Here is a 22825-nt window from a genome sequence, read left to right as displayed (position 1 = left end):
TAATTTGCCCGCCAAGGGCTTGACCGAAAGTCCCTCGACCGAGACCCTGCAACGATGCCCAGCCTGTTCCGCTTCCTGACGGTCGTCGCCGTGATCGCCGGCATCGTCTATGGCATGGTCTTCGCACTTGCCAATTTCGTCAGTCCCAAGTCGCGGGAAATGACGGTAACGATTCCGCCGGATAAGTTCCTCAAGAAATAGGAGCTAGGCTCCCGGGCATGCGCAATCCGCCCTCAGACGCCAAGCTCACCGGCCTGTTCCTCGACATGCTCGCGGCGGAACAGGGCGCCGGCCCCAACACGCTCGACGCCTATCGCCGCGACCTCACCGATTTCTCGGAGTTTCTCGGCCGCGCCGGCCACAGCTTTGTAGATGCCGAGACGCAAACGCTGCGCGACTATCTCGCCGATCTCGACAGCCGCGGCTTCAAATCCACCAGCGTGGCGCGGCGGCTGTCGGCGATGCGGCATCTCTACCGCTTCCTGCTGAACGAGCGTATCCGAGCCGAGGATCCCGCCGCGATCCTGTCCGGACCCAAGCGCGGCCGCGGCCTGCCGAAAGTGCTGTCGATATCAGATGTCGACCGCATGCTTCGCCGCGCCAAGGAATTGAGCGAGGCGGAAGATGCCTCGCCGTCGAAACGGCTGCGCGCGCTCAGGCTCTATTGCCTGCTCGAGGTGCTCTACGCCACGGGCCTGCGCGTCTCCGAGCTGATGGCGCTGCCGCGCTCGGCGGCCAAGCGCGATGCCCGCATGATCGTGGTGCGCGGCAAGGGCAACAAGGAACGGCTGGTGCCGCTCAACGAGGCCTCGCGGCAGGCGATGGCGGATCATCTCGCCGCGACCGAAGCGGCCAACGCCGACAAGAAGAACAGCGTGGCCGCCTCGAAATGGCTCTTCCCCTCGTTCGGCGAGAGCGGACATCTGACGCGGCAGCATTTCGCCCGCGACCTCAAGGAGCTCGCGGTCGCAGCGGGGCTGCAGGCCCGGCTGGTCTCCCCGCATGTGCTGCGCCACGCCTTCGCCAGCCACCTCCTGCACAATGGTGCCGATCTGCGCATCGTGCAGACCCTGCTCGGCCACACCGATATTTCCACGACCCAGATCTACACCCATGTGGTCGAGGAGCGGCTGAAGAGCCTGGTGCGCGACCTGCACCCGCTGGCGGAGAAGTAGGAGCGCGAGAGGTGAAGGAAACCGCCTTGACTTCGGCCACATCTCCGCAGAAAGAGCCGGGGCCTCACGCATGATTTGGCCCCTGCCAGGAGCGCACAGGCCAAACCGTTGAAAACGCTCTACTTCTTATCGCGGCCCCGACCTCGCTTCGCTCTCGAGCCCCGTCCCCCTATATTGAGTTGATGCAAGACCAGATGCGCAGCTATCTCGACTTTGAAAAGCCCGTCGCCGAGCTCGACTCCAAGCTCGACGAACTCAAGACGCTGGCTGCCTCCGGCACGGACATCTCCGACGAGATCGGGCGGATCGAGGACAAGGCGGCGCAGGCGCTGGCCGACCTCTATCAGAACCTGACGCCGTGGCAGAAGACGCTGGTGGCGCGGCATCCGCAGCGGCCGCATTTCAACGACTTCATCAAGGGCCTGATCACCGAATTCACCCCGCTCGCCGGCGACCGCAAGTTCGGCGAGGACGAGGCGCTGGTCGCCGGCTTCGGCCGCTTCCGCGGCGAGCCGATCTGCGTGATGGGCCAGGAAAAGGGCGATTCCACCGAGAGCCGCATCCGGCACAATTTCGGCATGGCGCGGCCCGAGGGCTATCGCAAATGCGTGCGGCTGATGGAGATGGCCGAGCGGTTCGGCCTGCCGGTGCTGTCGCTCGCCGATTCCGCCGGCGCCTATCCCGGCATCGGCGCCGAGGAGCGCGGCCAGGCCGAAGCCATCGCGCGTTCGACGGACGCCTGCCTCGCGCTGACCGTGCCGAACGTTGCCATCATCACCGGCGAGGGCATGTCGGGCGGCGCCATCGCCATCACCACCGCCAACAAGGTCTTGATGCTGGAGCACGCGATCTACAGCGTGATCTCGCCGGAAGCGGCGTCCTCGATCCTCTGGCGCGACGGCACCAAGGCGCAGGAAGCCGCCAACAACATGAAGATCACCGCCCAGGACATGCTCCGCTTCGGGGTGATCGACAGCATCCTGAAGGAGCCGGTCGGCGGCGCCCATCGCGACCCCGCCGCCATGATCGCCACCACGGGTGAGGCCATCGCCAAGGCCTTCGACGAGCTCCGGGGCCTCGACGGCGACGCCATCCGCAAGCAGCGCCGGCAGAAATTCCTCGATATCGGCCGGAAACTGGGCTGATTCGGGCCGATTTCCGTGTCCCGGACGCGGTGCGGCACGAGAGACCGCCCCCGGAACAGCCCAGTAACCCCGCGTTAACCCTTTTTTTGCCCAAATCGGCGATCTGAGTCCTGATGGGGCCGAAAGGCCAAAGTTCCGTCTCAAGTCGCGTCCATTCAGTCTTCGTTGACCATGCCGACGGGCCAACGGGCTCGTGATCCCCGCTCGGGTTGCGACCACATGACCCAGAGGTTAGAATTTTAATCAATGGCTTCAGGGCATAAGCGCTGGGGCGTGAGCTGAAAGAACCCGTCATGACGGGTCCGGTTGTCCGGTCGGATCACGCGCCAAACGAATTGGGGTTCGCGCTTTCTGCCCGGCACGGTGTGGGGTCCATCTTGATTTCTCGTTCGCTTGCTCGCGCGCTCTTGGCTTCGGTTGCGCTGATGACGGCCAGCGTGCTGCTGGCCGGCTGCGACACCGACCAGGTCTCGCTCGCGACCAACGCCAAGGCCAACCAGCCGGTGCCGCCGAAGCTTCTCGCCGCGATGGTCGAGAAGGACATGGATTTGCAATCGCCGATCCTGGTGCGCCTGTTCAAGCAGGAGGCCGAGCTCGAGGTCTGGAAGCAGACCCGGAGCGGCCAGTTCGCGCTGCTCAAGACCTATCCGATCTGCCGCTGGTCGGGTGACCTCGGCCCCAAGGTGCGCGAAGGCGACCGTCAGGCGCCGGAGGGATTCTACTCGATCAATCCGAGCCAGATGAATCCGCAATCGGCGTATTATCTCTCGTTCAACACCGGCTATCCGAACGCGTTCGACAAGGCGCTGGGCCGCACCGGCTCGCAGCTGATGGTGCATGGCGACTGTTCTTCGCGCGGCTGTTACGCGATGACGGACGAGCAGATCGCGGAGATCTATTCGCTCGGCCGCGAATCCTTCTTCGGCGGCCAGAAGGCGTTCCAGCTGCAGGCCTATCCGTTCAAGATGACGCCGGTGAACATGGCCAAGCACCGGAACAATCCGAACATGCCGTTCTGGAAGATGATCAAGGAAGGCTATGATCATTTCGAGGTAACGCGGCAGGAGCCGAAGGTCGATTTCTGCGAGAAGAAGTACGTGTTCGATGCGACCCGCGCGCCCGATGCGAAGCGCGATCCCGTGTTCGACGCCTCCGCGAAGTGCCCGGCCTATGTGATCCCCGAGGACGTCGTCGCCGCCGTGCGCGGCAAGCAAGCCAAGGACGAAGCGGAATACGCCAGGCTCGTCGCCAAGGGCACGCCGGTGGCGCGCATGAACACCGGCATCGACGGCGGCATGAACAAGATCTTCGCCGCGAAGATTCCGGAAGGCTCCACGGGCCTGTCCGAAGGCGCCGAAGGCACCACGCTGCAGATGCTGGCGATGGCCAAGGCGCCGGGCACCATCCCCGGCCACGTCAATCCGCCCAAGCCGAATCTCGACGCGGTCGCGTCGGCGCCCACGCCGCAGGAAGAGCCGGTGGCCGCCGTCAGCACGCCCGCGACCGGCACCCGCGTCGCCACGGCTCAGCCTGCCGAAAAGGCTCAAGAGAAATCCGGCTTCTTCTCGAATCTCGGCCGCAAGATGGGCATGGGCTCATCCGACACTACGGCCACCACGCCGCCGCCGCAGGCAACCGCATCGGTGGCGCCCGCCGCCACGACCACGACACCCACGACCGCAGCGTCGCGGCTCAAGGCTGCCGTGACCCGCTTTGTGCCGGGACACGACAAGTCCAAGGACACTGCGAAGGACGCGCCGAAGCCGGCCGTTGCGACGGCCAAGCCGGCGGAGCCGGCAAAGCCCGACACGCGCCTCGCCCAGACGCGTCCGGCGCAAAAGTCGTCGGCGTTCGACAGCGCGCCGCCTCCGCCGAGCAGCGGCGGCCAACTCTCCGGCGCAGCACCGGTGGTGTCGTCGAACTCGTTCGACAGCCGATTTTCGGCGATGAAGTAAGCGGCCGCCGCCGCCTCTGGGGCCCTCGCCTTCCGATAAAGCCGCACGTGCGCAAGAAGGCCATTCTTCCACGCCAACCGATTGCTGCGCGCGAATTCGCGCGGCCTGACCCGTTTGGGTCATGATGGAGGAATGGCGGGCATCCTAGGATTCCCACCGGCTGAGCCACAGACTCAACAACCCCGGGGGGATTCATGAAGGCCGGAATGCTGACCATTCTTCTGCTGCTGTCCACGCAGGCGTTTGCCGCGGAACAGACGGCGAGCTACCCGCGCTCGAACATCCAGGTGGCCCAGGCGTCTCCGGCATGTCAGCAAATCCGGCAGGCCTACAACCAGTGCAAGACCAGCTGGCAGAACATCGGCGGCGGAAGCTCCGGCCAGGCCGGCGCCTTCAAGGATTGCATGGACGCCTATTACAAGGCCGGGGTGGCGGCGGGCTGCTGGTGATGAGAGCCGCGCTTCTCGCCGTCATTGCCATCCTCATTGGCAATGCCCCGGCGAGCGCGGCTTCCTGCGGCGATCAAGTCATGAAGCGGGTCATCGCGTGCATGGCAGGGGATCTGGACAAGGCGGTCTCCTGCCGCGCTGCCGCTGAAGCCGCGCCATGTCAGCCCGACACGGCCGGCTCGGAACAGCCTCCTGATCAGGCGCAGGGCCTCAAATGCGGTCCCGGCGAATACCGCTGGATTCCCGGCTACGGCGAGGCAGCCCGCTGCGCTCCCTATGCGAAAGGCAGCGGGACGGTTCAGCGCTCTCGCGAGAGCGGCATTTCAGGTCGATAGGCATGCGATTCATCGTCCGTTGCAACGTCTCCGCCTGGATCAGGCTTGTCTTCGTGCTGCTCGCCTTCTGCATGCTCGGGAGCCAGGCGGTACGGGCCCAAAGCTGCGGGGACGACATCACGCGTGCAGCGGGACTGTGCGTCCAGAAGCGTGGCCTCGATGCGGCGCTCGACTGCCGTCAGGCCGCCGTCCGCGATTGCGCCTGCAACACGGCGACCAACCGCTGCTCCGGGGCCGGCGGGTCCTGCAGCGCGCAGCTCGAAGCCGAAGCGAAGATCAATGTCGACTGGATCCTCGCCGATCGCGGCGCGAGAGGGACCTTCGAATCGCACAAGCAACTCGGTGAATCTCCCTTCGATGCGGCGGTGAGCGCACAAGCTCATAATCCGCCGGTCCAGAGGCTGCTGCGCCAGTGCCGGGGCTGGGTGGAGGCTTATCTCGGGCGCGGCGGGCCTTGCACGCTGTCCGATACCCCGCCCGACGCCGCGGCCTGCCGCTGCATCACCGTCCTGCCGACCGGACAGTTCGATCAGACGGGAGCGCCGAGCTACAAGGTCAGCTCCTCCTGCACTGGCGCCTACAACATATCGGTGCAATTCACCGACGCATCCGCAAGCGGCGCGCCGCCGTCCACGGGGCAGCCCCAATTGGTCTGCCCGTCCAAATCGTTCGTCGTGCGGGCTCCGCAGACCTTCCTCATTCCATCGATCAGCGGCGTGAGGCTACAATCGGCGAATGGGGGCCACACTTGCGTCTGTCGGGACAAGCTGTGCAGCTAGCGTCGCATGAAACGATCGAAGTCGGGCCCAGGCGCAAATGGGGCTGGGTCTTCGTCGTGATCTTCCTGGTCGAGCTGGCGACGTTCGGCACGATCGTGGCGAGCCGAAAGGCAGAGATCAATCAGCTGCAGCTCTTTGCCACCAAGGACACGATTTACCAGACCAACGTCCAGATTCAGCGGATGGAGAAAGAGATCAATCAGCTCTATCTCTGGGCGGCCGTCCTGCTGCCGGTGACACTGTTATGCGCGGGATTCGGCTTGCGGCGGCGCGTCACGCTGACGGAGCCGGCTTCGATCACGGAGGGTGGTGATAGTTCGGCGCGTGGTGGCTAGCAACTGGAGCAGGGTCCTTCACAGAGCACTCGAAACGGCGCTTCGCAAGCTCGGCTCCCGAATGTCCACACGTGCCAGCCAATGCCCGCATGCTCGGCTGAAGATTGCACGTGCAAGCCGCGTTGCGAGGACGTAATCAGAATTCTTTCTGCTCCGTCCCATCGAGCCAAAGGCATGCTGCAACCCACTTTCCCTCCTCACGCGACACTTCTTTTCCTGCTCGCGACTGTCGCAATTCCGGTCCAGGCCGCCGAGGGCAGACCGCGCGACGATTTCAAGGGAATGAGCATCGTCGCGCTGATGCAGAAATACGGCCACCCTGACCAGATCGTCGCGTCCGGCCGCAGGGATCAGGACCGGGCCTATCGCTGGCGGTTGAAGACGACCGCCTCCTTCGAAGGACCCGACGAGGCCGGGCGGCACGAGGATTTCTTCTGCGACGTGACCGCCGTCGTTGGGCAGACCGGTCGGGTGAAGAGATTCGAGGCACGACCCGCAGATGTCGGGGCCAGCGCGCTGGCGTCTGCCGAAGCCTTCGGGCCAATGTGCAAGAAGACATTCGGCTCGCGTCCGCGCCGGGCACACGACGAGAAACTGGCCAGGATGCGGCTTTGAGCGGCTGGGGGTAAGCGAGACGGTCCATGGCATCTTGCTATGCAGAGAACCACCTTCGACATATCGCCGGGCTGGAAAAGCGCCACGGCCCAATCAGCGACGAGGTCGTCACGGCCCTGCGAACGCTGATCGGACTGATCTGCCGGAGTGAGGATCCCGTCGAAGCCATACCCTTTCTCGACCGTTGCATCTCGATCCAGGAAAGCCTGCACGGGCCGCAATCCATCCTGGGCGACCTCAACTCCTGGATCAGCAAGGCAGGCGGCGTCGACTTCAAGCTCGTCGAGCCATTTCAGTTGAAGCGGCTGGCGATCAAGTCCGCGCTCTTTGGTGAGAACAGCCGGCAGACCGCCGGGGAATGCGAGGCCATCGCGCGAAGATGGGCCCTTCTTGGTGACTACGCGCGCGCCGCAGCTCTCCTGGAGCGAAGCATCTCGATCCTCGAGACGATCCACGGCGCCGTCAGCGTCGAGATGGCAGCCGCCGTCGACACGCTCGCCGAGATCGGGGCGCGGCTGAAGAAATGGGAGGCCACTGAGGCGAACCTGCAACGCAGCTTGCATCTGAAGCAAAAGATATTCGGCGAGCGCAGCGAGGAAGCGGCACGGACATTGCTGACCGCTGCGATCACCCACGCAAATTCCAGCAATCTGCAGGACCGCAGGCTCAGGAGCGAGCGTGCGCGCAAGGCCGTGACCGCCTTCGCGCAGGGCCTCGGCATCATGGAGGAGCGATTTGGAGCAGACAGCTTCGAGGTCCGGAAAGCTCTCGCCGCGATGATTTCGGCCTATGTGGATTGTGGAGAGTTCTGGGAGGCCGAACCTCTGCTCAAGCGGCTCCTCGCGATGAGCGAGCAGACCTATGGAGAGGACGCTGCGGCCCTGCTCTGGATTCTCGCCGAGCTCGCCGCCGGCTATGCGCGCGAAGGCTCGCAAGCCGCCGAGCCGACCCTGGAGCGGGGCTTCTCGGTGCTGCGGGCATTCCTCGACCCCGCAAAGCCGGCCTCTCGGTACAGAACGGCAGATCTGGCAGGCAACAAGGCGGGGCCCCACGGCGGCGTGCTGGAGACGCTGGTCGAGGCCTCGGAGATGCATCGCCGCAACCTTCGAAAGCGATGGGGAGCGTAGGACCCGACCTCCGATGACAGATTACAGAACCGAGAGACTGCAATGCCATTGCTGCGGCAAGTCCTCCGAGCATTCCGTGCTCATGAGCTCGAACACGCGCGGCTCACCCGACCTCGACCAGCGGCCGCCGAAAATGTACCGCTGGACCATTGGAAGCTGGCTGCAGGAGTGCCCCTATTGCGGCTACGTGGCCCCGAGCATCGACAAGGGCGATGCGAAGGCGCGCAGCTTCCTTGATACGGCCGAATTCCTCACCGCCTCACGCGACCCATCGTCCGACCCGGCATCGCGCCGCTTCCTGGTGCGCGCCGCGCAGCATGCCCATGACGGCGAACGGAGATCGGCGTTCCTGAGCACGCTGTCCGCGGCCTGGGTCTGCGACGACGCCAACCGGCCGTCCGAGGCGGCGGCACTCCGCCTCAAAGCCGCACGTCATCTGGAAGGCTCGCGTATCACCTCGCTCGACACCAGATTGCTCCTGCTCGACGTCCTGCGGCGCGCATCGAGCTGGGAGGCCGCCGAGGCACTGATCGCCGAATTGACGGCCGAAGAGCTGGAATATCCCTTTGCCGAAATCGTCGCCTTCCATCGCGACAAGATCGCGGCCAGGGATGACGCGCGATACACGATCGGCCAGGCGCTCGAGGGGAAGCCTGCGCCGCCGGTCGCGACCTCGGTCGCGGACCCCGAGCTGATCAAAGCCATCGCACGGCACATCCAGATCATTCCGAGCCCGCGGAAGACGTGACCATGAAAGCCGCTTTCCGTTGAATTGATTCGCGACCCTAAAAGGAGCTCCCCTTGATTCGGTCCTCTCGCACCATTCGCCTTTCGGTTTCGGTCGGCACCCTCTTTCTCGCCGCGGTTTCGATCCTGTCGGCCGCCTGGGCGGGCGATTACTGGGAGCCGAAGAATTACGCACCCGTGACCGACCCTGCGAAGCAAAAGCAGATCCACAATGACGGAGCCGCCATATGGAGAGAAGGCAACGAGCTCTACAAGGCCGGAGACTACAAGAAGGCTCTCGAGGTATTCGAACGGTCGATCGTCAAGTACCAGATCCTTCGCCTGACGAACGATATCGAGATCGTCACACGCGCGATAAAAGCCTCGGCCTGCATGGATCGGCTCAACTCCACCGACATCAATCAGCTCAAGGAACTCATCGGGGAGAATGAGGACAAGACATCGGGCGCGATGACTCCGTACCCGAATTCATGCCTGCCCTTTTCAGACCTGGCGGCCCACGTGCAAAAACGCATCGCGGCTCTTCAGAAGACGAGCAGATGATCCCAGGTCCCGGCGGTTCGAGCTACGGCGCCAGATACCGCATCAGCTCCGGATTGCCCCTCACCTCGCCGGCCTCGCCTTGCAACGCGACCCTGCCGCGGTCCAGCACATAAGCATACTCGGCGACCCGGAGCGCCAAATCGAGGTGCTGCTCGACGATGATGACGGCGATCGTCTTCGCCAGCTCGATCAGGCGCTCGGTGATCTCCTCGATGACGCCGATCCAGACGCCTTCGGTCGGCTCGTCCAGCAGCAGCAGCTTGGGATCCCCCAACATGGCGCGGCCGATGGCGAGCATTTTGCGCTCGCCGCCCGACAGCGTGCCGGCGGGCTGATCGAGGCGCTGGCCGAGTTTTGGGAAGATCGTCAGTACGCGGTCGACGGCAGAGGCGTCCTTGTTCGCGAGCGAGCCGACCGCGAGATTGTCGCGCACCGACAGGCGCGCGAACACCGAATGCTCCTGCGGCACATAGCCGATGCCGGCGCGCACGCGTTCCTGGGTGGCACGGCGGCTGATGTCGCGGCCGTCGAAGGCGACCTCGCCGTTCCACGCCGGCAGCTCGCCGACGATGGTCTTCATCAGCGTGGTCTTGCCGGCGCCGTTGCGCCCGAGCACGGCGACGCCGCCGCGCCAGGGAATGCCGAGGTTGACGTCGAACAGCACCTGGCTGCGGCCATAGCCGGCGTCGAGATGGCTGATGTTGAGAAATTGTTGCTCAGGCACGGCGCAGATAAATCTCCTGGACGGATGTGTTGGCCTGGATCTCGGACACGGTGCCCGACGCCAGTACCCTGCCCTGGTCGAGCACGGTGAGGCGATCGCAGATGTCGCGAATGAAATCGAGGTCGTGCTCGACGATGACGATGGAGCAATGCTGCTTGATCGGCTGGAGCAGCTCGCCGGTGACGCGGCGCTCCTCCAGGCTCATGCCGCCGGTCGGCTCGTCGAGCAGCAGCAGCTTCGGCTTGCCCGCGAGCGCCATCGCGATCTCCAGCCATTGCTGCTGACCGTGCGACAGCGCCGCCGCCGCATCGAAGGCGCGATCGGCCAGGCGGAACTGCGTCAGCATGGACATCACCTGGTCGTGCAGCGCGCCGCGCGTGCGCGAGAACACCAGGTCGAACAGCGAGCAATGCGCCTGCAACGCGAGCAGGATGTTGTCGTACAGCGTGAGCGAGGGCAGCACGGATGTGATCTGGAACTTCAGGCTCATGCCGGCCCGCGCGCGCTCGGTCGGCGTGAATGCGGTGATGTCGGTGTTGACGAAGGAGACCTTGCCTGTGGTCGGCACTTCTGCGCCGGCGATGCACTTCATCAAGGTGCTCTTGCCGGAGCCGTTCGGGCCGATCAGGCCGTGGAATTCGTTCTCGCCGACGCTGAGCGCCGCGCCATCGAGCGCGGTGAGCTTGCCGAAGATCTTCTTGATGCCGGCGGCTTCAAGGAGCATGGCGCTTCTCTTTTGCTTTGGCACCGAAGCTGCCGACGCGCTCGCGCTCGCCGAGGACAAAGCTGATCAGGCCGAGGGGACGGAACAGGATCACGAGCAGCAGCAACAAGCCCAGAATGATCGGCCAGACGTCGCGGTAATTGTCCGACAGCCAGAAGCTGACGCCTTCGACGATCACGGCACCGATGACGGCCCCGATCAGCGTGCCGGAGCCGCCGAACAGCACGTAGAGCACCACTTGCGTCGAGACGACGACACCGACCATGTTGGGCCAGACGAAGCCTTCGTGGAAGGCATAGAGGCTGCCGGCGAGCCCGGCGACGCCGCCGCCGATGGTGAAGATGATCGCCTTCAGGTGCTGCGCCTTGTAGCCGAAGAAGGCGATGCGCTGTTCGTTCTCCCGGAGCCCCGCGAGCGCGAGGCCGAATTGCGAGCGCACCAGGAAACGGCAGAGCAGATAGACGGTGACGAGAATGCCGAGCACGAGATAATAGAACGCCGGCCCTTCCGTGAACTCGTGGCCGCCGAGCGTCATCGGCGCGATCGAGGGGATGCCGTTCTGGCCGCCGAGATAATACCAGCCGCGCGCGAGCCGATCGGCGGCGTAGGAGCCGGTCAGCGTGCCCAGCGAAACGAAGATCACGCTGGAGGGATGCCGGCCCAGCAGCAGGAAGCCGCCGAGCAGCAGCGCGAAGGTGAGGCCGATCAGCGTTCCCGCCGGCAGCACCAGCAGGATGTTGGTGATGTCGAGGTCGCGCGCGAGCAGTGCGACGCCATAGCCGGCCGAGCCGAAGAACAGGGCCTGGCCGAAACTCATGATGCCGGCATAGCCCCAGACCAGGTCGAACGACAGCGCGAACAGCGCGAGGATGATCACGCGCGTCGCGAACACCGTGAGATAGTCCTGCAGCACCAGCGGCGCGACCAGCGCCGCGACCAGCACGACGCCCTCCACGATCGGCAGGACTTTTCGTCCGGCCCTGACCCGGTCCCCGGCCTGTTCCGCCGCCCCGCGTTCAGCCATCCCGTCGCCCGCTTCGTCGTCGGCGATGGCCTCTCTTACCACACTCATCGGCTTCAGCATTCCACCTCAGCATTCCGCCTTAGCATTCTTTGGGATCGACGAGGCCTTCGCTGCGGGCGACGATCTCGTAATTGCCGGCCTTGGCGACCGCGGTGTACATCTTCATCTTGCAATGGCGCTTGCCGGGGACCATCTCGGCAGGCCCGCCCGGACCTTCGGCGATCTTGGCGTGGTCGAGCGCGGCGGCAACCGACTCGCGGTCGATCTTGCCGGCTTCCTTCACCGCGGCTTCCCACAGCTTGAGGCCGCGATAGGTGCCGGTCGCGGCGCTGCCGGCGGCGAACAGGAAGTTGCCCGGAAAATCCTTTTCATAGGCCGCCTGGATTTTTGCGTCGAACGGGTTCTCCTTGGTCAGCACCTTGAAATAGTCGAGGCAGCTGGCCAGCCCCTCGATCTCCGCAGCCTGATTGATGTTGAGCGTGTTCTCGTCATAGTAGACGCAGGCGAGCCGTCCGCCGTTCTTGAGGAAGCCGGCTTCATAGAGCTGCTTGAAGAACGGGCCGACACCCGGCGGAATGACGGTGTTGAAGACGACGTCGACCTTGTTGGAGACGATGCGGTTGACGGTCGCGGAAAAGTCGACCTGGTCCAGCGGGTAGTATTCCTCGAACACGACCTCGCCGCCGTTCGCTTCGATCACCTTGCGGGCATAGACGTTGAGCGTGTGCGGCCAGACGTAATTGGCGCTCGGCAGCGCGAACTTCTTGCCGCCGTTCTTGATCAGCCAGGGGATGAACTCGTCGCATTGCTGCGCCGGCGTCGGCCCGGTGCAGAACAGATAGGGCGTGCACTCCTTGCCCTCGTAGAGCTGCGGATAGATGTAGAGCGTCTTGCCACGCGCCACGATCGGATCCTTGATCGCGTTGCGCATCGAGGAGGTGATGCCGCCCAAGACCATGTCGACCTTGTCGCGCTGGATCAGCTTTCGCACGTTGCCGACGGCGACGGATTCGTTGGAGGCGGTGTCCTCGATATAGAGCTCGAGCGGACGGCCGAGCAGGCCGCCGGCGGCGTTGATCTCCTTGATCACCATCTTGGCGACATTGGCGTCGGCATTGCCGGCATAGGCGATGGGACCGGTGAGGTCGGTGGCGATGCCGACCTTGATCGGCGCCTCGGCCGCATTGGCCCAGGGCGCGGGGATCACCCAGCTGCCGACGCCGGTCGCAACCGCACCGGACGCAAAGGCAAAATTGGAGAGAAAGCGGCGGCGGGAGAGCTGCGTGCGATCGAACATGACTAAACCCCTTTTCCAGCGATGAGGCCCTGCGGGCGGAATTTGATGAAGACAATGGCGAGCACGAAGACGAGGACGTCGGCGACGACGGGCGCCATCACCCAGGGCAGCGCCGCGCTGAGCGTGCCGATGACGCCGGCGCCCGCGACCGGGCCGATGAAGGAGCCGACGCCGCCAACCATGACCGCGACAAAGCCCTGGATCAGGAAGCGCAGGCCGAGATCGGCGAACAGGCTGAAGACAGGCACGATCAGCGCGCCGGCAAGTCCGGCCAGCGCCGCGCCGAAGGCAAAGGTGGCGCCGTAGATCAGCGGCGTGGAGATGCCGGAGGCGCGCGCCAGCGACGGATTCTCCAGCGTGGCCCGCACGCGCAAGCCGAAGCTGGTGCGCGACAGCAGCAGATAGCAGCCCCCCATCACCAGGAGCGTGATGACGATGATGGTGAAGCGCCAGGCCGAGATGTGCATCGCGCCGATGTCGATCGAGCCGCCGATCGGCTCGGGCACGGTCAGATAGAAGCCGCCGATCAGCCCGCGAACGGATTCGCGGATGATCAGGCCGAGCGCGTAGGTGCCGAGCATGGCGACGATCGGCGCGGCATAGAAGCGGCGGATGATCAGCGCCTCCAGCACGAAGCCGAGCCCGCCGACCACGAACGGTGCGGCGACCATGCCGGCCCAGATCGGCAGGCCCTTGGCGTAGGCGAGATAGGTGACGTAGGCCCCGAGCAGGACGAACTCGCCCTGCGCGAAGTTGAAGATGCCCATCATGCTGGCGATGATCCCGAGCCCCAGCACGATCAGGACGATGATCGCGCCGAAGCTCAGGATCTCGAACGCTGCGACGAACGCGTTAGCCATGCGTTGCTGTCCCGTCCGTCGGCATCGAAGCCTTCCTCACATCTTCTTCCAGTCGCCGATCTGCTCGAAGGCGTGGGCGGCGCGGTAGATGGTGGATTCCTCGAACATGCGGCCGACCAGCATCAGGCCGACCGGCAGGCCGTCGACCATGCCGCAAGGCAGCGACATCGCGGGATGATGAGTGATGTCGAACGGCGCGGTGTTGGAGATCATCTCCAGCGCGCGGGCGACGTAATCCTCGCGGCTGGCATTGGGCTCCGGCAGCTTGGTCGCCTTCATCGGCGTGGTCGGCATCAGCAGGAGGTCGTAGTCCGCGAACGCCTTGTCGTAGGCTGCGGTCAGCCGGCGCGAGATGTTGAGCGCCTTGCCGTAGAAGCGCGGACCGAAATTGTTGTTGATGTAGGTGCCGAGCATCATGAACAGCTTCGTGGTCTCGGACAGCGAATCGGCCTGCCGGCGCCAGCCGCGATGAAAGTCCATCAGCGAGGTCGAATAGAGATCGCCGCGGGACAGGCCGTAGCCATCGCCGAACATCATGGTCTGGGTCAGGCCCTCGGTGCCGATCGGGGTCCAGATCGCGCCGCCCAAGAGATGCATCGGGATCGAGACGGTCTCGACGGTGGCGCCCAAATCCTTGAAGCGCTTGGCCGCCTCGCGCACGCTTTCGTTCACCGCGGCCTCCGCGACCGGCTGCTCAAAGCCTTCCTTGACGATGCCGATCTTCATGCCCTTGACGCCCTGGCCAAGCGCCTTGGTGTACTCCTCGACCTTGGGCGCCTTGATGCGCGGATCGTAGCCATCGTCGCCGGCGAGCACTTCGAGCAGCAGCGCGTTGTCGGCGACCGTCGCAGTCATCGGCCCGGTGTGGTCGACATAGATCTCGATCGGCATGATGCCGGTATAGGGCACGAGGCCCCAGGTCGGCTTCATGCCGTAGATGCCGCAGAACGAGGCCGGCATGCGGATCGAGCCGCCCTGGTCGCCGCCGATCGCCATGTCGACCTCGCCGAGCGCGACCACGACGCCGGAGCCCGACGACGAGCCGCCGGCCGAGTAGCCCATCTTGTGCGGATTATGCACCGGCCCGTAGGAGCCGGTGTGGCTGCCGCCGGACAGGCAGAAGTGCTCGCAATGCACCTTGCCCTTGATCTCGGCGCCGGCATCCAGCATGCGCGTGACGATGGTGGCGTCGAAATCGGGCACATAGCCTTCCAGCGTCGACGAGCCGTTGGTCATGGGCACGCCGGCCAACATGATGTTGTCCTTCAGCGCGACGGTCTTGCCCTTGAGCTTGCCGCTGGCGGCGCCCTTCACGATCGACTTGCGATACCAGGCGTTGCGCGGGTTCTCCTCGATCGAGGGCCGATAGCCCGGCGTGCGCGGGTACTTCACCTCCGGCAGCTCGTCCGGCATCGCGGCCACGAGATTGTAGGCCTCGATCGAGCCCTGCATCAGGCCGCGGAACGAGGTGACGTCCTCGTCGGTGAGCGATAGGCCGCATTGCTCGGCGACACTGCGAAGTTGGGCTGGCGTGGGAAGGGCAACTGTCACGGCGCTCTCCTGAAGTTTCTTTGGCGAACTGGAGCGTGGCCGCCCCGGCGCGATGCACGCACCGGCGGCCTCGCCCAAACATTCAAAACGGAAATATTTTCCTTTTCAAGTATTATTTTGCAAGTCGGGCCCCGCCGATTGCCGCGGCGCGGTCAGATCGGCTTGATCAGCTTGAAGTCGAGACCGTCGGCCTCGGCAAGATGCATCGGCATCCGCGCGCGTCCGTCGCGGACGGTGACCGGACCGCGGGCGCCGCTGTAGACGATGTTGCGGCCGGCCACCAGCATCGGGCCCATCGACAACGAGCCGGCCTTGTTCGCGACAGCCTCGAGGAAGCGCAAGCCCTCGTAGCTCGACTGTCCGACCGAGCCGATCGGCGGCGCATTCGGCCCGAACATCGCGCGATAGCGGCTCTGGAAGTCGTCATTGGCGCGCGTGCCGGTGCCGGTGAAATAGCCCGAGGCGCAGAACATGTTCTCGCTGTTGTCGGCGCCGATGCCGAGCAGCACGGTATCGTCCATCGCCCCGGCAAGGCGCAGCGTCGTGGCGCCAAGACCCCATTCGCCGAAGGCCCGGTTGAAGGTGATGCTGTCGGTGCCGATCAGCGAGATCAGCACGACATCGGGCTTGGCGGCGCGGATGCGCGCCAGATGCGGCTCGTGATTGTCCTCGCCGAGGGGAACGAACTCTTCGCCGACGACCTGGCCGCCGGTTTCCCTGATGTAGTTCTTGACCGCACGGTGCGATTGCCACGGCCAGACATAGTCGCTGCCGATCAGATACCAGCGCTGGGCCTTCTTGACGTCGGCAAGCCAGTGGATGGCGGGGCGGCTCTGCCAGCGCGGCGTCTCGCCGATCGCCATCACGCCGGGCGTGCGCTCGCCGCCCTCGTAGACCGGCGTGTAGATGTAGGGGATGCGATGGCGCGTGGTGACGTCGCGCAAGGCCACGCGGACCGCGCTGGTGTGCAAGCCGACGATCAGATCGACCTCGTCGAACGCGATCGCCTGCTCGGCACGGTCCAGAACCTCATCCAGCGGCCCGCCGGCGTCGTAGATCGACAGCTCGATCTCGCGGCCAAGGATGCCGCCGCGTTTGTTGATCTCGGCGACGGCGAGCTGCGCGCTGTTGGTGGCGCAGGGCCCCCAGACGCCCGGCGATCCGGTGCAGCAGATGAAGCCGCCGATGCGCAGCCTGTTGGCACCGCGCCGTTTGAACAAGGCGTGGTCGCTCGGCGACAACGCGCCGCCGGCTGCCGACGACGACAGATTCCTGAACAGCAAAGACGGCGGCAACGCCGGGCCGCCGTGAGCCGGGAAGTTCACCGTCGCGCGCACGCCAACTCCTGTCTGGGACCAGACCTGAAAGCACATTCTGCGGGCGGCCGCGGCACCCGCCCTATTGTTGGGCAATCATCCTATTTTGAAAATATTGAAACTTCAACAATTGAAGTGCATATAGATGCAGCATTGATTGCAAGACATTCACTCATTTGGGTCAAGACGAAGTCTTAGCCGTGGCAAAACCGACCAAAGCAAACATCCCGATCACCGAACACCTCGCCTACCTGCTCGCGCAAGCCAACCGGGAGATCAACCGGCAGCTCGAACTGCGGTTGAGCAAGGAAGGGGTTCCCGTCGAGCAATGGCGCATCCTGAAAGTGCTGTCGGATGGCAACGGCCATTCGATGGGCGAGCTTGCGGAGGCCGTGCTGCTCAACCATCCGACCCTGACCAAGATGATCGACCGCATGGTCTCGGACACGCTGGTCTATCGCGTGCAGGATCCGAACGACCGCCGCAAGGTGCTGATGTTCATCTCCGACCGCGGCAAGGTGCTGAGCAAGAAGCTCAACTCGCTCGCGGTGGACCAGGAGGAGCACATCCTGGAGAGCTACGGCGACAAGCCGACGAGCGAGCTCAAGCGGCTGCTGGAGAGCCTGATCGACAGCTCGAATTAGGCGCCGGCTTCGCCGAGCGACCTCACCGCCTGTCGCCCTGCCCGGCGCCTAGTTGCGCTCAAACGCGCCCGCAGCTCTTGCGTTTTGGCGCATGCCGTCCATGCTGGAGCGACACAGCAACCGGGGGAGCGCGGCATTGGGCATATTGGCCAAGGCGCCTCATTGGGACGGAGGTTGAGGCCGGCCATGACGTCTTTCTACGCACCCCGGCATCTCGAGCACATTGCCGGGCTCGAAAAGCGCTTCGGACCAGTCAGCGACGAGGTGGCAACGGCCCTGAGATCGCTGGTCCGGGTGATCTGCGATTATGAGGATCCCGTGGACGCGGCTCCCTTTCTCGAGCGCGGCATCACGATCGCCGAAAGCCTGCATGGGCCGAGGTCAGTCCTTCCCGACCTCGATAAATGGATCGGTCACGCAAGTCGCGCCGACTTCGAGCATATCGAGCCGTTTCAGCTGCGGCGGCTGGCGATCAAGACCGAAATCTTCGGCGAAGACAGTGAAGCGGTTGCCGAGGAATGCGAAGCGCTCGGCAGGGGCTACGCATCGAGCGGGGGGTATGCGAAGGCCAGGGTGCTGCTGGAGCGAAGCATCTCCATCAAGGAAAAGCTTCATGGCGCGCACAGCGCCGAGGTCGCTGCCGCCGTCGATCTGCTGGCCGAGACGAGCACGCACGTGAAGAAGTGGACGGACGCCAAGGCGGATCTCGAACGCAGCCTCAGCCTCAAACAGAAAGTCTTCGGAAAGCGCAGCGAGGAAGTCGCAAGGTGCCTGCTCGCCTCCGCGATTGTCCACGCCAATGCCAGCACGCGGCAAAGGCCCGGAAGCAGCCGACGAAGCATCGAGGAGGCAGTCGCCGCTTTCAAGCTCGGCCTGGGCATGCTGGAGAAGCGATTTGGACCTGATAGTGTCGAGGTGCAGGTCGCCCTCGAAGAGATGATACGGACCTATGTGGACTGCCGGCAATTCCGGACGGCCGAGCCTCTGTTGAAACGTCTGCTTTCGATAAGCGAGCTGGCCTATGGCGAGGATGCGGCTGCCCTGCTCTGGATTCTCGCCGAGTTGGCCGTGGGATATGCGGATGCGGGATCGGAGGCCACCGAGCCCATGCTGGAGCGGGGCTTCGAACTGCTGCAGAATTTCCTCGGCGCGAGGAAGCCGATCTTTCGCAACGCGATCATGGACTATGCAGGCAACAAGTCCGTGCTCTATGGCGAAGGCGTGCTGGAAAGACTGGTCCAGGCGTCGGAGATGTTTCGCCGCAATTTGAGCAAGCGATGGGGAGCGTAGTCGCGCCGGATCTCACATGACGAGCTACGACACCCGCGTTCGGAAATGCTATTGCTGCGGCAAGAAGTCGGAGCATTGCGAGCTCATGAGTTCGAACTCCTGGGGCTCACCAGATCTCGACCAGCGCCCGCCGGGAATGTTCCGCGCTACCGTCGAGGACTGGCTGCAGGAATGCCCCTTTTGCGGTTACGTCGCTCCGATCATCGACAAGGGCGACGCCAAGGCACGCAGCTTCGTCGCCACACCGGAATTCCGGGCCGCCTGCCTCGATCCCCTGGCCGACCCGGCTTCGCGCCGCTTTCTGGTTCGCGCGGCGCAGGACGCCTATTACGGCGACAGGAGATCCGCCTTCCTGAACACGCTCTGCGCGGCCTGGGTCGCCGATGACAACAAAGAGCAAGCGTCCGAAGCACTCACGTTGCGCCTGCGGGCGGCCGCGCATCTCGAAGGGCGCACGATCAAGTCGATCGACACGCGTCTGCTGCTGCTCGACGTGCTCCGGCGGGCGCAACGCTGGGAAGCTGCCGAGGGTTTGGCATCGCAACTGGCCACCGAGGACCTCGGGTACCCCTTCGCGGACATCGTGGCCTTCCATCGCGGCAAGATCGAAGCGAGGGACAGCGGCCGCTTCACGATCGCGCGGGCGCTCGATCAAGCTGAAACGGAGGAGGAGTGGTGAGGCATATGTCCAGACCATCTATCCTGACGATCGTCCTTTGCCTCGTTGCCGGCCCCGCTCTTGCTGCGGCAGGGTCGTGGAAGCTCGAATTCGACAACCGGGAGCTTCCCTCCCTGAGCTACTCGGAAAACGGAAAGCTGACCTTCGTCCTCGGATGCGGCCGCGCCTTCGGCCTGCACGCAAAATATCCGGGCCAGGCAGCACGCGCCGGCAAGGCCGTTCTGATGATCGGCGACGGCCGCAAGACCATGAAGCTGGTCGGCGAGATCGAGGGGGAGGACGATGATTTGACCAATTTCGTGCAATGGGATCTGGGCTTCTCGCGGCAGGACCCCGAGCTGTTCGGAAAGCGCTGGAAGCGCGTGGAGAAGCAACTGCTCGACCTGATGGAGGGAGCGTCGCCGTTGACGATTTCGAGCAAGACCGCGAGCTATCAGCTTCCGAGGATCGACGCACCGGGCTGGCGCGGCAGCATCGAGCGATGTGGGCGCTAACGTCGTTCGTCGCGATCTTCCTGACTGCTGGAGAGTTTGATCGATAATTCGAATTAGGCTTCGTGAATCGATGCGTGGCGCTTTGCCGAGCGCAAACGCTCATTTGCCGTTCAATGCAATGCATTCGCACATCATCGCCAACACGAGAGGCGGTAGCGTTGGCCGTTCCATGTCGTCCAGCCCACGGCCTTGTTGCTGACCGGCTTGGCCAAGTACCATTGATTGCCATCGGCATGGTTGAAGTAGACGCCGCCCTGCGCTCCGCTGCGTGCATTTGTCAGCTTCACCCATCGCGAGCCATTGTCCGAGAACCTGCCAGACCAGCGTGCTCCCGACGTGCTGGTGCAAGTGCCGCCGTCGCAGGTCGTCTGACTGTCATCGACGGCGGCCCAATTCATCCGCGCCGGGCGGCCGTCGATGTTGCACGACCATGTTCCCCCCCACCATCCGCCCACCTGGCTCGCAGCGGCGGGACCGCACGCGTAAAAACTCAGGGCAAGAACACAAATGGCCGTTGGCAGGGCGCGTTTGGATCTGGGCTCCATTTTGTCGGGCCGCGTGATGCGCCTCAATCAAAACACGGATCGAGTTTTGTTGCGGTGATCCAGTTCACAAAGAGCAGCGGCAAAGATGGGGTCTCCGACACGTTGCTCTATCGCCTGGGATCCGCGCGACCGCCGCCGACGAGCGAGCTCAAGCGACTGCTGGAGAGCCTGATCGACAGCTCGAATTGACGGTCCCCCTGCGGCCGGCGATCGGCCGATCGGGTGCGGCAGGCATGTGGAACAAAAGGCGGAACAGCGGGTTGAAGCCTGTTCTCCGTCCATGCGGGGAACAGTCCGTTGAGCCGCCGTCTGTTGAGGCCAATTATGGGTCGCGAATGACACCCGCAGTGTTGATCGTCGAAGATGAAATCTTTGTCGCCAGCGACATCGCTCGTATCCTGGAGGATGCGGGCTATCGCGTTGCCGCGATCGCGGCGGATCGCAAGGAGGCCCTGGAAGCGGGCCCCCAGGCGCAAATCGCGCTGGTCGATATCAATCTGCGCGACGGCTCGACCGGGCCGCAGATCGCGCTCGATTTGTCGCGCGAATACGGCACAAAGATCGTCTACGTCACCGCCAATCCCGCGCAGATTGCGCCCCGTGCGGAGACGGCGATCGGCTTCATCCGCAAGCCCTTCAGCGATGATGCGATCCTGACCGCGGTCCATCACGCCGCCGGCGAGGCGCCTCAACCACGTTCTCCGGACGTCACGTTCTTTGCGGCGCCGGACGGCTCATCGAGGTCTTTGGAATCATAGCTATGGCCCGGAGCCCTTCGGGATTCCAGTCGTAGGACATCTTCCCGCCGAGCTGACTGGACATGCTCAAGGTGATCAGCCTCGAGCCGAAGCCTTCCACCGCAGGCGCCGACTTGATCTGCGGACCACCGCTTTCCGTCCACGCGACGACGACATCATCGCCCGCTTCGCTGACGTCCACCGCGACGCGTCCGTCCAGCGTCGAGAGCGCGCCGTACTTCGCCGCGTTGGTCGCGAGCTCGTGGAACGACAGCGCCAGGGGGGTGGCGGAGCGATCGTCGATGCGGAAGTCATCGCCGGTGATCAGGATCCGCTTCGCCTCCGACTGATAGGCCGACAGAAGCTGCTCCAGAAGCCCCTTGAGCGTCGCCTGGTTCGAGGTCGGTTGAGAGCGGGCGCTGTGCGGACGCACGAAATCATGCGCCTTGCCGAGCGACATGATGCGCGAACGCAACTCGTCCGCCAGACCCTTCAGCTCCGGATGTGTGCGTGTCGAAAGGCCGATCAGCCCATTGATCACGGAGAAGATGTTCTTGATGCGGTGGCTCAGCTCCTGGCTGATCATCTCGCGCTGCTCCATCAGGAGCTTCTGCTCGTGGATGTCGGTACAGGTTCCGAACCAGCGGGTGATATTGCCGTCGGCATCGCGGATCGGCAAAGCGCGTCCGAGAGTCCAGCGATAATTACCCTCGGCGTTCCTCAAGCGATATTCGATCTCGTAGGGCTCGCCGGTCCGCAGCGAATGCCGCCAGCGCTCCCAAGCCTTGTCCTGGTCGTCCGGATGAAACATGCCGTTCCAGCCCTCGCCGTCGGTCGAGCCTTCCGGCACGCCCGTAAACTCGTACCATCTGGCATTGTAGTAGTCGTGATGACCGTCCGGCAGCGTCGACCACACCATCTGGGGCATGGTGTCGGCCAGAATGCGGAACTTCTGCTCGGTTTCAGAAAGCGCCTGCTTCGCGATCGCTTCGCTGGCCTGCTGCCTTTTCGTGGTCTTGCGATACCCCATCGCACCCACCACCTGGGCGGCCATAACACGCAGGCCCTGCTCCTGCAGCGGCGTCATGCCAGGTCTGGGCACGCGATCGATGACGCAGAGCGAGCCGAGCGGAAAACCGTCCTGCGTCTGGAGCGGCGCACCGGCGTAAAACCGGATGAACGGGTCGCCCGTGACCAGGGGATTGCCCGCGAACCTCGGATCCCGGGTGGCATCGGGCACGACCATCAGGTCCGACCCAAGCATGGCGTGCGCGCAGAAGGAGGATTCGCGCGGCGTCTCGGACACGTCGAGACCATGCTTGGCCACGAAGCGCTGCATCGTTTCGCCGACCACACTGACAAGACATATCGGAGCTTCGCACAGCGCCGCGGTGAAGCGCGTCAGCTCGCCGAAGCCCGCTTCATCGGCAAGGCCTTCGAGCTCGAGAGCGTCGAGGATTTCGGTTCTGGATGGCGGGAAATAGTCTGTGGAACTCATCAAGCGGCCTTAACCCCGGTGCCTGCGCCGTCATCGAGCGATGCCGCCCGGCATGATGGCGCCTCCACGTTAAGCCGTCCCGACTTGCATTCCTATGGTCACGAGGTCAGGCGCGCGGACAGCGTTGTCCCCTTGCGAAGCGAGCGCACGCCCGCAAGGTCATGCCGGGATAACAACATGTGTGAAAGAGGGTTCCATCCGTGCCGAGCACGGACAGGGACTTGATCGAACCGCCGG

Annotated in this window: 26 protein-coding genes; 17 read left to right on the top strand and 9 right to left on the bottom strand. The window is 64.3% G+C overall.

The annotated features are described in order from the left end of the window. Positions 1-54 precede the first annotated feature (54 nt). The 12 genes from ML401_RS03130 (at position 55) to ML401_RS03075 (ending at position 9205) form a co-directional block, all read left to right on the top strand. Complete coding sequence (locus ML401_RS03130; protein WP_207888881.1) at positions 55-201, top strand: hypothetical protein; 147 nt, start codon at positions 55-57, stop codon at positions 199-201. Positions 202-218: 17 nt separating this feature from the next. Then, positions 219-1175, top strand: a complete 957-nt coding sequence (xerD, locus tag ML401_RS03125) for a site-specific tyrosine recombinase XerD (RefSeq protein ID WP_285809724.1) — start codon at positions 219-221, stop codon at positions 1173-1175. 182 nt (positions 1176-1357) lie between these two features. Beyond that, positions 1358-2320 carry an acetyl-CoA carboxylase carboxyltransferase subunit alpha gene (locus tag ML401_RS03120; RefSeq protein WP_285809722.1) on the top strand — a complete coding sequence of 321 codons (963 nt, stop codon included), beginning with the start codon at positions 1358-1360 and terminating at the stop codon, positions 2318-2320. 377 nt (positions 2321-2697) lie between these two features. Beyond that, a complete protein-coding gene (locus ML401_RS03115) occupies positions 2698-4275 on the top strand; it encodes a murein L,D-transpeptidase family protein (protein WP_285809720.1) in 1578 nt (525 codons plus the stop codon). Positions 4276-4481: 206 nt separating this feature from the next. Next, the gene (locus ML401_RS03110) at positions 4482-4724 is read left to right on the top strand and encodes a hypothetical protein (protein WP_194405618.1); all 243 of its coding nucleotides are present in this window, start codon (positions 4482-4484) and stop codon (positions 4722-4724) included. After that, positions 4724-5059 carry a hypothetical protein gene (locus tag ML401_RS03105; protein ID WP_211420017.1) on the top strand — a complete coding sequence of 112 codons (336 nt, stop codon included), beginning with the start codon at positions 4724-4726 and terminating at the stop codon, positions 5057-5059. The genes ML401_RS03110 and ML401_RS03105 overlap by 1 nt, the downstream gene beginning before the upstream one ends. Before the next feature lie 2 nt (positions 5060-5061). Continuing rightward, a complete protein-coding gene (locus ML401_RS03100; RefSeq protein ID WP_285809715.1) occupies positions 5062-5838 on the top strand; it encodes a hypothetical protein in 777 nt (258 codons plus the stop codon). Then, positions 5829-6173, top strand: coding sequence for a hypothetical protein (locus ML401_RS03095; protein WP_285809713.1), 345 nt, complete (start codon positions 5829-5831; stop codon positions 6171-6173). Before ML401_RS03100 ends, ML401_RS03095 begins: the two co-directional genes overlap by 10 nt. Positions 6174-6455: 282 nt before the next feature. Next, positions 6456-6788, top strand: a complete 333-nt coding sequence (locus ML401_RS03090) for a hypothetical protein (RefSeq protein ID WP_194405614.1) — start codon at positions 6456-6458, stop codon at positions 6786-6788. 26 nt (positions 6789-6814) lie between these two features. Beyond that, on the top strand, positions 6815-7915 hold the full coding sequence (locus tag ML401_RS03085; protein ID WP_285809711.1) for a tetratricopeptide repeat protein: 1101 nt from the start codon (positions 6815-6817) through the stop codon (positions 7913-7915). A gap of 13 nt (positions 7916-7928) precedes the next feature. After that, positions 7929-8663: a hypothetical protein gene (locus ML401_RS03080; protein ID WP_285809709.1), complete on the top strand. Its 735-nt coding sequence runs from the start codon at positions 7929-7931 to the stop codon at positions 8661-8663. Between the two features lie 53 nt (positions 8664-8716). After that, complete coding sequence (locus ML401_RS03075) at positions 8717-9205, top strand: hypothetical protein (RefSeq protein ID WP_285809707.1); 489 nt, start codon at positions 8717-8719, stop codon at positions 9203-9205. Positions 9206-9227: 22 nt separating this feature from the next. Here ML401_RS03075 and ML401_RS03070 read toward each other — a convergent pair whose 3' ends face one another. The 7 genes from ML401_RS03070 to ML401_RS03040 form a co-directional block, all read right to left on the bottom strand. After that, positions 9228-9929 carry an ABC transporter ATP-binding protein gene (locus tag ML401_RS03070; protein WP_211420011.1) on the bottom strand — a complete coding sequence of 234 codons (702 nt, stop codon included), beginning with the start codon at positions 9927-9929 and terminating at the stop codon, positions 9228-9230. After that, positions 9922-10653: an ABC transporter ATP-binding protein gene (locus tag ML401_RS03065; RefSeq protein WP_285809703.1), complete on the bottom strand. Its 732-nt coding sequence runs from the start codon at positions 10651-10653 to the stop codon at positions 9922-9924. Before ML401_RS03065 ends, ML401_RS03070 begins: the two co-directional genes overlap by 8 nt. Next, entirely contained in the window at positions 10643-11737 is a 1095-nt protein-coding gene (locus ML401_RS03060; protein WP_285809701.1) for a branched-chain amino acid ABC transporter permease, read from the bottom strand. Before ML401_RS03060 ends, ML401_RS03065 begins: the two co-directional genes overlap by 11 nt. 19 nt (positions 11738-11756) lie before the next feature. Further along, positions 11757-12974: a substrate-binding protein gene (locus tag ML401_RS03055; RefSeq protein WP_211420009.1), complete on the bottom strand. Its 1218-nt coding sequence runs from the start codon at positions 12972-12974 to the stop codon at positions 11757-11759. A 2-nt stretch (positions 12975-12976) separates the two neighbouring features. Continuing rightward, complete coding sequence (locus ML401_RS03050) at positions 12977-13834, bottom strand: branched-chain amino acid ABC transporter permease (protein ID WP_285809699.1); 858 nt, start codon at positions 13832-13834, stop codon at positions 12977-12979. Positions 13835-13870: 36 nt separating this feature from the next. Further along, entirely contained in the window at positions 13871-15385 is a 1515-nt protein-coding gene (locus tag ML401_RS03045; RefSeq protein ID WP_285809697.1) for an amidase, read from the bottom strand. A gap of 152 nt (positions 15386-15537) precedes the next feature. Beyond that, complete coding sequence (locus ML401_RS03040; protein WP_212065754.1) at positions 15538-16722, bottom strand: substrate-binding domain-containing protein; 1185 nt, start codon at positions 16720-16722, stop codon at positions 15538-15540. A 179-nt stretch (positions 16723-16901) separates the two neighbouring features. Here ML401_RS03040 and ML401_RS03035 point away from each other — a divergent pair, with 179 nt between their 5' ends. The 4 genes from ML401_RS03035 to ML401_RS03020 all read left to right on the top strand — a co-directional run bounded on the left by ML401_RS03035 (position 16902) and on the right by ML401_RS03020 (position 19808). Further along, complete coding sequence (locus ML401_RS03035; protein WP_194405604.1) at positions 16902-17345, top strand: MarR family winged helix-turn-helix transcriptional regulator; 444 nt, start codon at positions 16902-16904, stop codon at positions 17343-17345. Between the two features lie 84 nt (positions 17346-17429). Then, positions 17430-18635, top strand: coding sequence for a tetratricopeptide repeat protein (locus ML401_RS03030; protein ID WP_285809695.1), 1206 nt, complete (start codon positions 17430-17432; stop codon positions 18633-18635). An 85-nt stretch (positions 18636-18720) separates the two neighbouring features. Beyond that, positions 18721-19314 carry a hypothetical protein gene (locus ML401_RS03025; protein WP_285809693.1) on the top strand — a complete coding sequence of 198 codons (594 nt, stop codon included), beginning with the start codon at positions 18721-18723 and terminating at the stop codon, positions 19312-19314. A 5-nt stretch (positions 19315-19319) separates the two neighbouring features. Beyond that, a complete protein-coding gene (locus ML401_RS03020) occupies positions 19320-19808 on the top strand; it encodes a hypothetical protein (RefSeq protein ID WP_285809692.1) in 489 nt (162 codons plus the stop codon). A gap of 131 nt (positions 19809-19939) precedes the next feature. Here the strand turns inward: ML401_RS03020 and ML401_RS03015 are convergent, their stop codons facing one another. Beyond that, positions 19940-20353: a DUF6006 family protein gene (locus tag ML401_RS03015; protein WP_376717404.1), complete on the bottom strand. Its 414-nt coding sequence runs from the start codon at positions 20351-20353 to the stop codon at positions 19940-19942. A gap of 260 nt (positions 20354-20613) precedes the next feature. Between ML401_RS03015 and ML401_RS03010 the strand changes: the two genes are divergently transcribed. Then, positions 20614-21111 carry a response regulator gene (locus ML401_RS03010; RefSeq protein WP_285809691.1) on the top strand — a complete coding sequence of 166 codons (498 nt, stop codon included), beginning with the start codon at positions 20614-20616 and terminating at the stop codon, positions 21109-21111. On the opposite strand, the gene ML401_RS03005 is transcribed toward ML401_RS03010, so the two are convergent. Beyond that, a complete protein-coding gene (locus tag ML401_RS03005) occupies positions 21062-22588 on the bottom strand; it encodes a sensor histidine kinase (protein ID WP_285809690.1) in 1527 nt (508 codons plus the stop codon). The genes ML401_RS03010 and ML401_RS03005 overlap by 50 nt on opposite strands. Positions 22589-22825: the final 237 nt, after the last annotated feature.

Source organism: Bradyrhizobium sp. 62B, assembly GCF_030272265.2.
Classification (GTDB): domain Bacteria; phylum Pseudomonadota; class Alphaproteobacteria; order Rhizobiales; family Xanthobacteraceae; genus Bradyrhizobium.
Note: the sequence above shows the minus strand (reverse complement) of the source record. Positions and strands in the feature narration are given on the sequence as shown.